This is a genomic window from Thaumasiovibrio subtropicus, assembly GCF_019703835.1.
Taxonomy (GTDB): domain Bacteria; phylum Pseudomonadota; class Gammaproteobacteria; order Enterobacterales; family Vibrionaceae; genus Thaumasiovibrio; species Thaumasiovibrio subtropicus.
The window spans coordinates 1282924-1297665 of the sequence record NZ_AP023055.1 but is presented as its reverse complement, the minus strand read 5'-3'; the positions used below and the strand labels follow the sequence as shown (position 1 = coordinate 1297665).

Sequence of the window (14742 nt, the reverse complement as noted above, 5' to 3'; positions counted from 1 at the left end):
TTGACTACAATGGAAACGGAACCGAGATCAAAAACAGCTCAAAACGCTTTTCGTTCTTTTCTGCTAGCTCTATCATTGCGCGTTTTTAATCAACATCTTACACTGCCTTAAATTCATTGGATGAGTCGATTATGAAGAGGCAGTTTCGTTGTTGCGTATTGGCAACCCTTGTGGGTGTTTCACTGTTTTCTAATCCGGTGCAGGCAGAGCAATCTGTCCGTTCTACGCCAGTAGTGGGTGGAATTGTCAATACCACTGACTTGTTACATCGTCATATATTTGAAGGTTTGACACTTTCCACAAAAACAACCCGTGATGCGAGCCTTTTTACGATTGCCGGGTTATCTCTCGATGCCTATATCTTAACGCTGCCTTTGGATGCGGCGACAAAGGCACGGGTTGTGGCTCAGTTATCCAATCCTAATTATTCAATCCCGTTGGGTTATTTTCTCTATACCTTCTATGACCGTTATGGTGGTATTGAGCAAAGTGATGCGTTTAAATCGCATTTACTAGAGAAGTATCCGGTGTCAGATCTTCGGGAATGGCAACACACGCTATTTCGACTCGCCACCAAGACCACATTAACCACTCAACCGCTGGCGGATGAAAGCCATCATCATGGTGGGATCAACGTCAACCGAGAGTTTATTGCCTCTTTGGTCGTGGTTTACGATGCCCTCGTCGAGATTGATGCGTGGCGAAAGCACGATCAGTTACCAAATCAGTACACCTATTTGGCCGATACGCCGCAAGATTGGGCGCTTATTCGAAAGATACAGCCCATCGTAGTTGGTTTTTTAACCCAACTTGAATCGGGTATGGCACCGGGGGATATGCGCAGTACCGTTTCTGCTATCGTCGCTGATGGGCAACCTGAACGCGCGGGGATCGTGAATAATAAAGCGGAAGCGTTGACCATTACACTCATCGACTTTGTACGTTTAAATGTACTAAAGAGTTATCGGCAGTTTGTGCTGCATGAAGCGCGAGTGGAGCGACTTGCGTCATGGATGGCGGAGCAGCTTGATGATGATCCGCTCGGTTTAGCGGACTACTTAGCCCAGCAAAGCACGCGTCCGCTCGCGGTGCAAATCGTGGTAGATGGCTTGCAGCAGGGTCTGTTGGAAGGGTTGGTTTCTGCACAGCATCCATTTTGGTCTGCGGTATACCAAGATCATCTCGATGGCCTATCTCTTCAAGCAAGGTTTCCTGAGTACGCAACACCGAAAGGGTTTCAATTAAGGCAGACGCTAGAAGCCTTTGCTAATCAAGACGAGCTTCACCACGCATGGTTGAAAGATTCGCGATACTTGCCTTTCTTTAAGTTCCTCTACCAAGATTATCGTCACGCCATTGCGCCAGTAGGTATTGCAAGTACACCCACTATTTCGGTGCGTAATTTGCCGATTGCCAAAACGGGGGCATCGGTGGCTGGTGAGGAAGGGACGGGGATCCCAAATTTTCATTTTGTATCGCGACCTGAAGATCGCGCCTATTACTTTTTTGGGAATGATGCCCTAGCGTTAGATAGGTTACTTGCCCAAAACCGTGTTCCTACCATGTTTGAGCGCCTTGACCACCTCAATACACTTAACTGCAATGCGCAATATGATTGGCATGCCCACACCAGCTATGATGCGCTAGTAAACCTAGGTGCAGGCGAAGCGCAGCGTGATTTTGGCGAAATGCGTTGCTTGCGAGAGTTGCAATGGCGAAGTGATGCAGAGAAAAAAGCACAGGCACTGAGAGATAAATTACAAGTTGCGATAGCAGAGTATGAACAAACGAGCGCTTGGTTGTTCCTCACTAAGTCGAGCCAAAAGCAACTGATCAAAGAGGATTTAAACCAGCTTGCCGAACTGTCGATCAAAGGCATGCCGGATTACACCTTGATCTATAATCCTTGGCCTGATCACTTTGCCCACTTTACAGGGCCATTTGCCGATGAAATTATCGCGCCAACGGGTGAGCTAAATCGCTTGGATTATTGGCTCAGCGAGGTGACAAATGTGTATCAGCAGGCCGGCGTCTATCCGCAAACATTGTGGGGCATGGCCGGGGATCATGGCTTAGCCCCTGTGTATGTTACTTTGAACCCAGAAAAATCGGTATTTGAACACTTAGAGCAGACTTACGGCTACCCTATCGTCGTCAAGAAAATATCGTCAGATGAGGGAGAAGGGCCAAAGATCACCCATGCCTTGAATCCACCGAGTATGCAAAACATTGATGTGGTGGTGGCTTCTACGGCAGGTGGTAATTTGATGTTTGATTTCTTTAATGCAGATGATGGATGGGAGACGCAACCGGTTTATCACGAGCTTACTCGTTGGCGACCAATCAGTGCGACAAATAAAAGTCAGGCCATTGACCTGATAGCAGAAATTAGCCAACAGTTGCAGGATACCTTAGATTACCTTGTGGTGAGAGAAAGTGCTTGTACATCGTCATATTGTGAGGTGCGTTTGGTAGGATATCGCGGTGAAAAGCTTCATCATGAGTTAGTGACACAACTAGGCGATCGCGTGCACTATCGCTCAGTATCGCATCCGAATGAATCGCCCGTATTGCTAGAAATACAACAGGCCAATCGTTACCTAATGGCGCCGACCGAAGAAAGTGCAACCGAAAATCGGCGTCGAATCGCGCAATGTATGGCGGCAGAGCAAGATAAGGTGACGACTTGGTGTCATCGTGATGAATGGCAAGCGCTTACCCGCTGGAGTGCAAAACCTGATGCGATCAATCAAATTGTTGCGCTCTACCATGAAGAACGCGCTGGCACCGTTAACCTCTTTCCAAAGCAAGGCGTCGGCTTTAATACGAAGGTGCCGGGCCGTCATGCCGGGGAGCATTATCTTGAAAAGGATGCCTTCATTGGTTTTTGGGGGGCGCCTGTTATGGATGCACAAGGGACACTGTCAATTTCTGCTAACGGTTCACTTGCACCTACGCTTTATGAATACTTAACGGGTGAGGCGGTGAAGGTAGGCGAAAACTATTGGGGATATCCGTCTTTGTTGAACACTCTCTTAGAAAGTGAAGAATAGGAGAGAAGGTAGAAGCCGCGCGATTGCGCGGCTCTTTACATTTTAGAATTGATAAAAACGCATAAAAAGTTTCAGACGGGAATTCTTAATTAAGCTTAACAGGTTCGAATATTTTTCCGGTGCAGCCGTTCGATTAATCCATGTTTTATTGTGAAAGAATGATTTTGAGGTTTTGAGGTTGGACGCAATTTGAAGGAAATTACCAGTAGGTCAGTTAAATGCTTTTCAGGTTGTAGTATATTAATGAACATTAACGTGTATTGTTCAATCGCTTCAATACCATAACACCAATATATAGAGGTTTAATCATGATAAGTATTAAGAGAGGAGTGATGCTTGCGTTATTGGCAATGACTTCGTTTCAGGCATTCTCTACAGAAATACCAGGGGCTGAATTCGTCTATAGTGGCTACAATAAAGTTACAGGAAGTCATGTTTCCTCCTTGTGTTATAATAACATGGATTTGGAAGTGGTGGCTGGTAATGTGTCGAGTAAAAAAGTCATTGTTGGTCAGCTTAATAAATTCTCTCACCTTAAAAAATCTTTGATGGTAAGCTTAATGTTTATATTGATAAAAATGCCTCATATTATCAACATCGCTTCGAAGCCTTTAAGGACTATCAAGAGCTTGGCATGCCACCAGCGATCTTCTTTGATGTTACGATAGCTGAACATGAAACTCGACCTATCGATCTTCCTATATATTCAGATACGGCTGCAGAGCTCATTGCAGACGGTAATCTCGCTGGCTTTCGAAAGTTATGTGGAGATGAGGTAACAGATACTGTCACTATGGGGAGAGCAGCTTTTTTTGCAGTTTATCTTACATCGGACTCAGTCAGCCATAGTGATCGAAATGCACTGACTGGTACTTTACAAAAGGGTGTGATTGAAGATAATCCAACGGTATTGGATGAACTCGTCGCCCAAAACCCGGATGTAAATTTTATTATTAAAGCCTATACATTGGGAAACACTCCACTTCCCGAAGATCTAACCCTGAGCAACTTAAAAAGCAAAGTCGTTGAGTTTGAAGTAGCTCATGAACAAGGGCAGAGTGTATTTAAAGTAGTTACACATCCTCATCTGTTAGTAGAATCGGAAGAATTAACACTTCTCGATTACCAACCAGCAAGATCGGTTTATCAGTCGTGGCTCAACTTTATCGATCAAAATTGGTTCGTTCGTTGTCCTGCCGAGCCAGGCAGTGATCACGATGTAGCTTGTGATTTGACGTATAAGAAGTATGAGTCAATGGCGGCTATCTGTCGTGATCATTCGACATGGAATGACTGCTATGAACCGAGCGATAAAGCTTGTACGTTAGAAGATGGGAGTTACTGTAATGTACTTCTCAATTATGAGGTCAAAGACCTACCTGAATGTATCGGGGATTGTGAACCTGAGTTACCCGTTGAGTGCGAAGGGGAGTGTGATGATGCAGGGGCGGCGTTGACCGATGACATAGTGGGTTCTGGGGGAAGTATTGGTTTCATTACTTTACTGACTTTGCTTGCTGGTGGGTTGCTGCGCAGAAGAAGCGCTTGACGTTAGAGGTTAAGGTTTTAAGACATGCCCTCACGCTACCTTAGAGGGCATGTTCAGAGAGCTTTATATACTCAAGCCACCTCAAGATGCAGGATTCAGAAGCAGACTAGCGCGTTGAGTTCAAGGCAAAGGTGCGAAGGAATGGCTTTCCCCTTTCGAACACCTTTAACGCAGAAATCGGGGCGCTAGTCGCTTCCCGAAGGGCGAGTTTTCTAGGCTCACCACCTTTGTTACTGCTTTTTGATGTAGTTGACTAGACCTTCAAAGCAGTGCCTCGATGGCAAACCTAGAAATTCTCGCTGAACAAGCATCTTGATGTGGCTTGAGTATATTGTTAATTTATTGTTCCTATCTTGTTTGATCATTGTTTTGGTGTGAGTTTTTCCTGATAATATTATTTTCAAGATTGATCGAATGACTATCCTGATATTCTAGTGATGAGTTTAACAATTGCTCTCTTAGTGTAAAACAAGCTATTTAAAAGTTCATTTTTTTCTAATGTGAAATAAGTCCCAAAATCTCATTTCTTGCAAACAATAAAGCTCTTATCGTCTAAAGATCAAGTTTATTCCATTTGAATTGCTGTCGACATCGTGTAACGTACTGCCCATAAATTCAGTCAGTGGTGTTGTTTTTGATTATTCTAAAAGGTGAGCTCTCTTTCTCAGAGACTATTTCTGAGCGTGTTCTCTAGGCCCGGTGGAATATATTCATGCATATAGAGATAGCGTGAGTGTATATAGCACGTTATTTATGTTCTATATATTAACCCTGATTTGGATCCAGACTTTTGGTTTGAAATTTTAACTATTTTTTGGAGTGATAATGAATAAGTTCAAAATCCCAAATAATATCGCATTTGGCGAGAACGCGTTGCAAGAGCTTGCAAATATTCAGGGTAGTAAAGCAGTTATCGTGACCGGCGGTAGCTCAATGAAGAAATTTGGCTTTATCGATCAAGTACAACAGATGCTTGCGAAAGCGGATATCGAATCTTGTGTCTTTGATGGGGTAGAGCCGAACCCATCAGTGGAAACTGTTGTGAAAGGCGCTGAGATGATGCAAGCGTTTCAGCCGGATTGGGTTGTGGCGATTGGTGGTGGCTCTGCGCTGGACGCGGCAAAAATCATGTGGTGTTTCTATGAACATCCTGAGCTGACGTTCCAAGACATTATTCCCGTTGGCGCGATGCCTGCACTGCGTAACAAAGCGAAGTTCATTGCCATTCCTTCAACCAGTGGTACCGCGTCTGAAATCACTGCATTTTCAGTGATTACTGATGTGGCTGAACACGTTAAATACCCTATCGTATCGGAGCACATCGTGCCAGATATTGCGATTGTGGACCCAGCATTGCCTGCGAAAATGCCGCCACATATCACAGCGAACACAGGGATGGATGTCATGGCCCATGCGCTAGAAGCGTTCGCATCGATTGCTGCAAATGATTACTCTGATCCATTGGCTATGCGCGCGACCAAGCTGGTGTTTGAAAATCTCGCGAATGCATTCGAGAACGGTGACGATATGGTAGCGCGTGATAACATGCACAATGCGTCTACACTCGCGGGTATGGCATTCTCAAATGTTTCGCTAGGCTTAGTGCACTCTTTGGCACACAAGATTGGTGGCGAGTTTGGTGTTACCCATGGATTGGCGAATGCTATCTTGCTGCCATACATCATCAAGTACAATAAGCAGTCGACAGACAAGTATGCAGAGATGGAGCAGTATTTGGGCCTTTCTTCATTGGAAGATGCGATTCTTACTCTTAACCATAAATTGAATATTCCCACTGCATTTAAAGATATCGACGAAGTTGAGATCACGGAAGCACAGTTCTTAGCGGTATTGGATCGCATGAGTGAAAATGCATTTAACGATCCGTGCACATTAACGAATCCAGGTACGCCAACCGCTGAATGTGTTAAAGAAATTTATAAGCAAGCCTATTACGGACAATTATAAGTCGCCTTGTCGTTGAGGTTACTTGAGAATAAGCAAAGTTCATCATGAACTTTGCTTTTTTCGTTTTACCCTACCGAGCAATGTCATAATGGAACTCTCTATGTTTAATTTTACTAAACGTGTAGGCAAAAAGGGGAATTCGTTAGTCGATGAGCCTTATAGCAAAACACTACAGTGTAATAGTCAACGTATATCTAGAAACGCGTTGGAAGAATTAGTCTTTAAGCATCATAAAACGAAGTTAGTTATCGCCTATATTTCCCCACATCTAAATTTTTCTGCTCTTACTCGACGAATTAAGGAGTCATTACCTGAAGTAGAGCAAGTGATTACTGTTATGACAGCCGGTGAGCTAAGTCATTGCCAATCTGCGTTGTACCACAGCGCTGAGGGACAGTGGGATAATATTGTTTTACAAAGTTACTCCGCCGGGATGGTAGAAGCGATCTACACCACATCAATCAACCTAAGCTTTGCGCAAGGTATGGCATCAGGCAGTCCGGTCGCGGCAAGGGTGGATGAAATCGCGAAGCAGTTAAGTAACGTCTCTGTGCCATTTGACATTAATGCGAAAGACACCTTGGCATTGACACTATTTGATGGCCTCAGCGGTGCAGAAAACTTTTTTATGCAGGCGCTATATCAGAACAATCGCTTTCCGTGTTACTTCGTGGGTGGCTCAGCTGGCGGTAAACTCGATTTTACTCAAGCTCAAGTTGCGTTAAACGGGCAGATTGTTGCGAATAGTGCCTGTCTAGCATTTATCAAGCTGCGCAAGGGGATACGCTACGGCGTCCTCAAATCGCACAACTTCACGGCTGAAGCGATGTCGTTCACTGTGGCTGATGCAGACCCGGTTCAACGTGTGGTGAAGAGTGTTATCGATGATGCGATGCATCTTGTGACGCCCGTTGACCTGCTTTGTAAGCACTTTAATTGTGCGGCTCCTGAGTTAGAACAACGTTTGGCCAGTTACTCATTTGGGGTAAAGATTGGCAACGAAATGTTTATTCGTTCAATTTCTGGTATTGATATCGAGAAGGGCACCATCAGTTTCTTTTGCGATCTTAACTTTGGTGAACGGCTTTACTTAATGCGAGCGTCTGATTTTGAAGCGTCATTAAATCGAGATTATCGCGCATTTTCTGCTAACAAGGGCGTAAAACCCTTTGCGATGATTGCTAATGATTGCATTTTAAGGCGCTTGAAAAACAGTGCTGCGTTGCCTAAAGCGCGGGCTTTTGAAGGCGTTCCATCCGTCGCAGGGTTTAGTACCTTTGGGGAATTGCTGGGTGTCCATCAAAATGAGACTCTGACAGCATTGTTTTTCTACCAAGTCGAAGATAGCAGCCAGTTTACTGATGAATATGCGGATAACTTTGCTGCCTACTACAGCCATTTCAGTGCGTACTACACGCGAGCTGAACTTAACAGTTATAAAGAAGTGGTGCTGTTACAACAGCGCGCTATTGAAAGCCTCGTCAACTATAAAAGCTTGATGGCACAGCTGTTAGAAAACTTTGGTTGTATTGCTTCTTATACCGATAACACCACGTCCGTGCTTAACACAATGCGAGATCAGTTAACGCAGTTTTCTGAAGATGCACAAAATCAAGCCACGCAACAGGCCGCGCTGTGTGGCAGCGTTGAGCAGTTGAAGCTCAACTCAAACACGATCGAGAAAATTCTCAATGTTGTTAACAACTTGGCAGAGCAAACCAATTTATTGGCATTGAATGCGGCGATTGAAGCGGCCAGAGCAGGTGAATATGGACGTGGCTTTTCCGTTGTGGCCGATGAGGTAAGAAGCCTGTCGTTGAATACTCAGAACAGCCTCAGCGAAACGGGACGCACGGTAACAGAGGTTTTTGTGTCTATTTCGGACATTGAATCCGCGATATCAGAGATGATGGCGGTGATGAATATCGTCAATGACTCATCGCAGTCGTTGAGCAAGGATATGCTGTCCCTGATTACGACATCAAATCAAGCATCAACCGCCATCGCATCGAGCATCGTGGATATAGAAGCTGTACAGGAAGAGATGGTTCGCATTGACAAAGAGGTGGATACCTTAAACCAAATAATCAGCTTTTCGACAAATCAAGTCCGTAAAGCATCTTGAGGTGAGTATATTCGCCGCGCTACATTGTGCTGTGGAGCGCGGCGGTATATGTAGCCTGTGTCATTAACCAAGCGTCTAAAGGTTGCTAGCTAACGCGGCGTCGATGATAACTCGTTTAAGCAACGAACAAGGGCACAATAGGCTGCGCGAGTCAGACGAGCAAAGAGGGGGACGCTTTGGAACTCGTATCCGTACTCGATCGCTTTTTCTCTAAGATACTGAGACTTTTCAGTGTCACGGTTTACATAGATGCCTTCTTCGTAATATGTGCTGAGTAGTCCAAGCGCTCGAGGGTGTCGATTTTCAGCGGCTTTAATTAGCCAAAAGATAGCTTTCTCTGTATCTCTTTCAATGATTCTTCCCGCGACATAGTTGGCTGCAAGGTAGAACTGAGTGTCTGGATTATTCCCCTTTTCTGCGAAAATGGTTGCCCATCGAATTCCTTCGCGGAAATCGGGCTGCCAAGGCGGGGTGGCATCAGGGTATGAGGAGGTTTTCATATGACCCAACCAATAAGCGGCGTGGTATTCACCACTTTCATAAGATTGGCGAAATAAGTCATAAGCCTTGTAATGATCGATGTTAACGCCGATGCCATAGAGGTAAAACTGGCCCAGATGAAGAGTGGCTATGTTATCGTTACGCGACATGCCGATGTTTAAATACGTTAAAGCTTCGGTAATCTCGTCATCGGTGCGCTCTTCTGGCTGTTTTGTTAAAATCGCATCAGCCAAGACATAGCCAATCGATCGACAGCCAAGTTCTACCGATTTATGCCGCCAATCTTTGGCTTTAATTGGATCAATATCAGCGCCGTACTGGCCTTTCCCATAGGCATGGCTTAACTCGTAGGTAGCGCCGTAATTTTCTTTCGCGGCAGCAAGGTGAAGATACTCGAGGGCGAGTGCTTTGTCTTCTGCGATATACTCCCCGGTATTATAGTGTTCAGCCATTCTTACCAAGGCATCTGGGATACCTTGTTCGGCCGCTTTTTTGTACCAGGTAATAGATTCTGACCAAGGGGTATCGTCATACGTCAATCCTTCCTCGATGAGGCTGGCTAAGGTACTTTGTGCGTCACCAAGCCCGCTGGTTGCGGCTCGCCGAATCCAAATCGCTGCGCTGGCATCACATTGTGCAATACCATTGCCCTCTTTAAACATCATGCCAAGTGCATATTGCGCTTCCGTTTCTCCTTGTCTGGCTTCAGTTAACAGCAAAGGGAAAGCGTCGTGATAGCGCTTGTTATGGTAGGCATCTAGTCCGGCTGAGCGAGTGAGAGTTGAGTCGATAGTCAAAGCGTCTTTCCAAAATCCGTTTAGTTTAACGTCAAGGTGCCAAAGCAACCCTTAAAGTGAGCGATAAGATAACAAGATGTCGTTGGGGTGATCAATTACTGAAGGGGATAATTGGTAGCTATACTCAACAAAAGAGGAAGTGAATTTAGTTGCTTATATCTAGCTTACTGTGATCTCAAAACTCAATACAGATTGCAGTGCATACTGTTTGCCTGAATGGAGAGTGGCATCTGGAAACAGTCGGCATCTGGGAGGTCGTTTGACGCTATGAAAAATCGTTTCTTGGTGGGGCTATTGGGCTTGTTTGTCTGCGAGGTAGTTGCAGAGACAGAACTGGCATTGATCACCGAGGATTACCGTCCATTTCAATACGTGGGTAAGCAAGGGCAGCTAGAAGGTTTTGGTGTTGAGCTCGTGGAGGCGATGTTTTTGCGTGCTGGAGTGAGTATCAAAGATGGCAGTATACAAATGCTGCCATGGGCGAGGGGGTATAACTATACCATCCACAAAGCTAACAGCGCGTTATTCATGACCGTACGTAATGAAGCGCGAGAAAATTTGTTTAAGTGGGTTGGGCCGCTTGCGCCCAGAACAATGTGGCTTTACAAACTTCGCGCTCGTCGTGATATTCAGCTAGAGACCTTGGAAGATGCTCATGGCTATCGCATTGGTGGATATAATCAATCGGCAGACACGCTGTACATGGAATCATTAGGGTTTCAAATTGACAAAACCCCCCATCAACATGTCCTCACACGATACTTGCTGCGTGGGCGCGTCGATCTTATCTCTTCACTTGAAATGACCATGTCAGAACGGCTAAAAGAGTTGGGTGAATCAAAAGACGTTGTAGAGAAAGTGATGATGTTAGATAAGCGCTACAGTTACTACTTGGCACTGAACAAAGCGACGCCGGATGAGGTAGTGGAGAAGTTGCAACACGCGCTAGATGGGTTAAAGCAAGACGGGACGTATGCGCAGCTTTGGGCCGAGTATAGTGAGTGAAAAGTATAGAGAATGAAAAAAGCCGACGAGACCGTCGGCTTTGACACCTTAAACTCGATTTATTTCAGTGTGTACTCCATGCGCGGCGCATACTTTCCGCCTTGATACTGGTTTGTCGCAAGGCTGACATAACTCACTCGGTCAGATTGGTCAGGTAAGTGCAAAACAAAGTCAAGACGTTGTTGATCGAGGTTGGCATTGACTATCTCTGTGATATCTAAGCTATGCCATTGCTCTTTACCTTCTGCCGTGACGGAGATTGGCGTTGCACTTGGCTGGCCTTCAAACGCGGGCATGTTATTAAAGGTAATGCTGCGCTCGTCCCAGTTCCCTGGTTGGGCTAAGGTTGCCGTTAAGTCACCAGAAGGACGTGTTTTTGTGTCGATATTGCGTGCAAATACCTTCAATGACGCACTATTCACCGCTTTGCCTTCGAGAGCAGAAATATCCAGTGAGACAACACCCATTCTCCAGAACCCGGCACCACCGTTACGGATTGGCATGTAGCTTGAGTTGCCAAAGTTTTTGTTGGCGTTACCACCATTAATGACATGGCTGTCTTGGAAGACTTTGATCTCTTTTGGAAGTAGCTTATATTCTGCCAGCTCTTGAAGAAGCTCAGGGTTGTTTTGCCCTTTGAAGAACGCAAAGCGCACCGAGTTACCGGTTTGGCTCTCTTTACCCGGCGTTACCACATAGGCGGTTGAGCGCGTATGAGCCATTGATGAGCTAAGGGTCACATTCACTTCAGCATAGCGTTTGCCCGGTGTTGAAAGCGTGATCATTGGGTTGTCGAGACTGCCCTCTAGCATCACGACACTAGGTTCATCGACGGAGAGCGTCAGATCATTATTCAGAGCGAGATCGCCTGCGGTATGGAAGACAATGCTGGTAATACCTAGGCCATTATGGCGCACGGCTTGAATCTCTGCAGTGTTCGATAGCACATCCACTGGCAAGGCTTGCGCATAAGCGAGTGTATCATCGGCACTTTGCTCAAAGGCAATGATGTACTCGTACTCGCCGTTGTTAGGTTGGGTTCCATGAGGAATACGCAGTGTAAACACGTCTTTCTCTACAAGTGCATCAGATTGGCCATTGTTGATGCGCTTCCATGTCCCCGATTGCGTCTTGTTAGAAACGAAACGTGCCCCATTGTTTGGAAAAACGTAGCCAACATTGTCGTGGTGAACCCAAGATGCACTGTTAATGTCATGGTCACCCTTTGCTAAACCATTACCATCAACGGTGACGGTGCCATTCAGCAAGGTTTGGTTAATGGTTGTATTGACGTTTGCTTCATGTGTCGAGCTAATCCCTGCACCGAGGGCAACGACTTCATCTTTAAAGCTAAACCAAGATTTTTTCGCTTGAGTATTAAAGGGATTACCTTGCTCTGGAGCGGTATCAAGGTTCATATCCATGGTGGTCACACCATAGCGTCCATTACTTGCGCCGCCGACAAAACTCACGCCGCGTTGCTCAATGCGGCCCCAGTCCGCAGGTAAGCCTTCGAACTCTGGTGCGGTGACACCTGGGATGAGTTTCCAGTCCCATACAGGGAAAATGTTAAGGTACTCATCACCACGCTGCATCAGTGTTGTGCTGCCGAAACCAAGCCAGTAGCCCAGCAGGTTTTCGCCATTACCACTCTCTGTCGGTTTGGTACGTTGGGAGTTCATTTTAATGCCAAAGAAGTGGCCATCCGCGGCTTTCACGGAGTAGTCACTGCGCCAGTAATGCTTGAAGCCATTGATACCCGATGGACCGCCGTGAACATGGGCTTTAAATGCCATGGCTTCTGCGGCATGGCTTGGCGATAACTTTGCGATCACATCCATATCAGTGTTGTTGCTGATCAGCTGAGGTGTGGTTGCAGGCTCAGATACCTTGACTTCGCGCGTGAGTGAACGGCCTTTTACGTTGTAATCAAGGTGTTTGCCGCGGGTCATCCAGCGTGTGCCTTCGAGATAGAAGTCGGCAAGAATATCCAGCTTCTCTTGACTGAATTTCCACTGCAAGTCATTGACGAAGTCTGCCCACTTCACCACGGAACTAAAGAAGACTTCACCGTAACCACCAACATAAAGCTGTGGTCCGTGTTGTTGGTATGAGTAGTCGTGTTGGATACCTTCGCCAGTCGTGACTTCAATGGTCGCTTCAATGTCTTTTAAGCCAGCACCCACGAGTTCTGCTTTGTTATCCAGTAAGCCATGATAGATGACTGCCAGTGCGATATCTGTGCGGTTTGCACCTGTGATTTTTAACTGCGGTAGGTTCGGCGCAAAAGCGACTTTAGTGGGTAAAATGGCAACAGCCTCTTGGCGTAAGTTATCTGGTAACGCGTCGCCAAGCAAGACAGAGACACGACCTAATGCTTGTGGCTTACCGATATCTTCCCACCACCAGTGTGCGGTTGGTTTGACACTATACCAGTGGTTTAGCGCATTAATGGTAGCATCGAGATAGATTGCTGATTGAGAGTCTTGGTAAGCCGCAGCAATCACGCGCATACGAGCAAGGTGTTTTGCTGGTGGCCAGTTCGTCGGGCTTTGGCTTGTGTAGTCTAGATCAGGCCAGCTTCCGTCTGCCGCGAGCGTTGCTAAATGTTGATCTGCATAGGCCTGAAGCGATAAGCCTTTCTTTTTCGAGTTGCTGACTTCGCGTTCTATTAGGTCAGGTAACAGCCTTTCTTGTAGTACGACGAAGTGGTCACCAGGGTGAACATCGGGAGCAGTGACAGGAGGGTTTGCATTGGGGGCTGGTGTGGTATCAGCCTTGCCCTCAATCGAGCAACCAAAGGTGAGTGCAATAGAAGTAGCGAGTAGAGAGTATCGAAGTATTTTCACGGGCAGTCCTTTTATGAAACTTTATGTTTTTAATATTGAAATATTGTTTCGATAAATTAATGGTACTGATGTGATTGTTTATTGAAAAGTCATTAGTCTTGTGAATGTGACGGCGCTCAGTGTTTTACTTGGCGAATGCTCAATAGGTTGAATAATGAATAAGAGGGGTGTGCATTCGAGGTCATATTGAGTATACGAGACGGGATGCGAATTGATTAAGAAGGGGCTCCCGAGCCCCGCCCTTTGCAATGGATGAGACAACCGGGGAGGGAGCATTACTACATTGTCTATCTGCACCTTTGGAAGTATTTTCCTGAGATGAAATAGCAATCGCTATTAATATCAGCACACTATTGCGTCAATGTGAATAGCTGAGACCGGGGTTTGTTTCATTAGTGAGAGGTTGAGGCCGAGTACGAATTCTAAAGTTAAGCTAGGTTTGAAAGACACTTAACTTATCGAGATGATTTATTTCTGGGTTGCATCAAACTGAGTGGCGAGTTTGCTTAGCTCGCCACCGTCGTTAAAGTTGTTTGGTTTAGCCCACTAGAACCTTAAAACAAAGTCTTGCTGACAAGCCTAGAAGTTCTCGCTGGACAAGTATCTCGAGGTGGTTTGAGAATAAAGTGGTTAGCGATTGAAGAGATCGATGACCATGGGTACGATAACTTGCCAAACGTAATAGGCGCCACCAGCAAACACTAACAGCCAAAATAGTCGGCCTAACCACGCATTACGCGTATGATAGCGCGCTGGATCGGGCTCACCGCAGTGAGGGCAATTGTGGGCGCGTTTCGACACGTCTTTTTCACAAACAGGGCAGGCAACGAGAGGCATTCCTGATACTCCATAACTCCATGTAAACTGAGGGCTTAAGATACTATGGTTGCATAAA

General features: G+C 45.9%; 8 protein-coding genes. 5 read left to right on the top strand and 3 right to left on the bottom strand.

What is annotated here, in order from left to right; all coding sequences use genetic code 11:
- Positions 1–131 precede the first annotated feature (131 nt).
- The 4 genes from TSUB_RS22270 to TSUB_RS22255 all read left to right on the top strand — a co-directional run bounded on the left by TSUB_RS22270 (position 132) and on the right by TSUB_RS22255 (position 8695).
- Positions 132–3053: an alkaline phosphatase family protein gene (locus TSUB_RS22270; RefSeq protein WP_087018703.1), complete on the top strand. Its 2922-nt coding sequence runs from the start codon at positions 132–134 to the stop codon at positions 3051–3053.
- A 634-nt stretch (positions 3054–3687) separates the two neighbouring features.
- Positions 3688–4602, top strand: coding sequence for a hypothetical protein (locus TSUB_RS22265; RefSeq protein WP_221274604.1), 915 nt, complete (start codon positions 3688–3690; stop codon positions 4600–4602).
- Between the two features lie 825 nt (positions 4603–5427).
- On the top strand, positions 5428–6570 hold the full coding sequence (locus TSUB_RS22260) for an iron-containing alcohol dehydrogenase (protein WP_087018296.1): 1143 nt from the start codon (positions 5428–5430) through the stop codon (positions 6568–6570).
- Positions 6571–6670: 100 nt separating this feature from the next.
- Positions 6671–8695 (top strand): methyl-accepting chemotaxis protein, encoded by a 2025-nt coding sequence (locus TSUB_RS22255; RefSeq protein WP_159064834.1) that lies wholly within the window; start codon positions 6671–6673, stop codon positions 8693–8695.
- 89 nt (positions 8696–8784) lie between these two features.
- Here TSUB_RS22255 and TSUB_RS22250 read toward each other — a convergent pair whose 3' ends face one another.
- Positions 8785–9993, bottom strand: a complete 1209-nt coding sequence (locus tag TSUB_RS22250) for a tetratricopeptide repeat protein (protein ID WP_087018292.1) — start codon at positions 9991–9993, stop codon at positions 8785–8787.
- Positions 9994–10260: 267 nt separating this feature from the next.
- Between TSUB_RS22250 and TSUB_RS22245 the strand changes: the two genes are divergently transcribed.
- Positions 10261–10998 (top strand): substrate-binding periplasmic protein, encoded by a 738-nt coding sequence (locus tag TSUB_RS22245; RefSeq protein WP_159064833.1) that lies wholly within the window; start codon positions 10261–10263, stop codon positions 10996–10998.
- Positions 10999–11057: 59 nt separating this feature from the next.
- Here the strand turns inward: TSUB_RS22245 and TSUB_RS22240 are convergent, their stop codons facing one another.
- The gene (locus TSUB_RS22240) at positions 11058–13847 is read right to left on the bottom strand and encodes a polysaccharide lyase family 8 super-sandwich domain-containing protein (protein WP_087018288.1); all 2790 of its coding nucleotides are present in this window, start codon (positions 13845–13847) and stop codon (positions 11058–11060) included.
- 630 nt (positions 13848–14477) lie between these two features.
- On the bottom strand, positions 14478–14684 hold the full coding sequence (locus TSUB_RS22235) for a hypothetical protein (protein ID WP_087018286.1): 207 nt from the start codon (positions 14682–14684) through the stop codon (positions 14478–14480).
- Between the last annotated feature and the right edge of the window lie 58 nt (positions 14685–14742).

Bases quoted from the DNA above. Each gene is read 5' to 3' on its own strand.
- TSUB_RS22255 (WP_159064834.1), top strand. From the start codon at position 6,671: ATGTTTAATTTTACTAAACGTGTAGGCAAAAAGGGGAATTCGTTAGTC.
- TSUB_RS22270 (WP_087018703.1), top strand. From the start codon at position 132: ATGAAGAGGCAGTTTCGTTGTTGCGTATTGGCAACCCTTGTGGGTGTT.
- TSUB_RS22245 (WP_159064833.1), top strand. From the start codon at position 10,261: ATGAAAAATCGTTTCTTGGTGGGGCTATTGGGCTTGTTTGTCTGCGAG.
- TSUB_RS22265 (WP_221274604.1), top strand. From the start codon at position 3,688: ATGCCACCAGCGATCTTCTTTGATGTTACGATAGCTGAACATGAAACT.
- TSUB_RS22260 (WP_087018296.1), top strand. From the start codon at position 5,428: ATGAATAAGTTCAAAATCCCAAATAATATCGCATTTGGCGAGAACGCG.
- TSUB_RS22235 (WP_087018286.1), bottom strand. From the start codon at position 14,684: ATGCCTCTCGTTGCCTGCCCTGTTTGTGAAAAAGACGTGTCGAAACGC.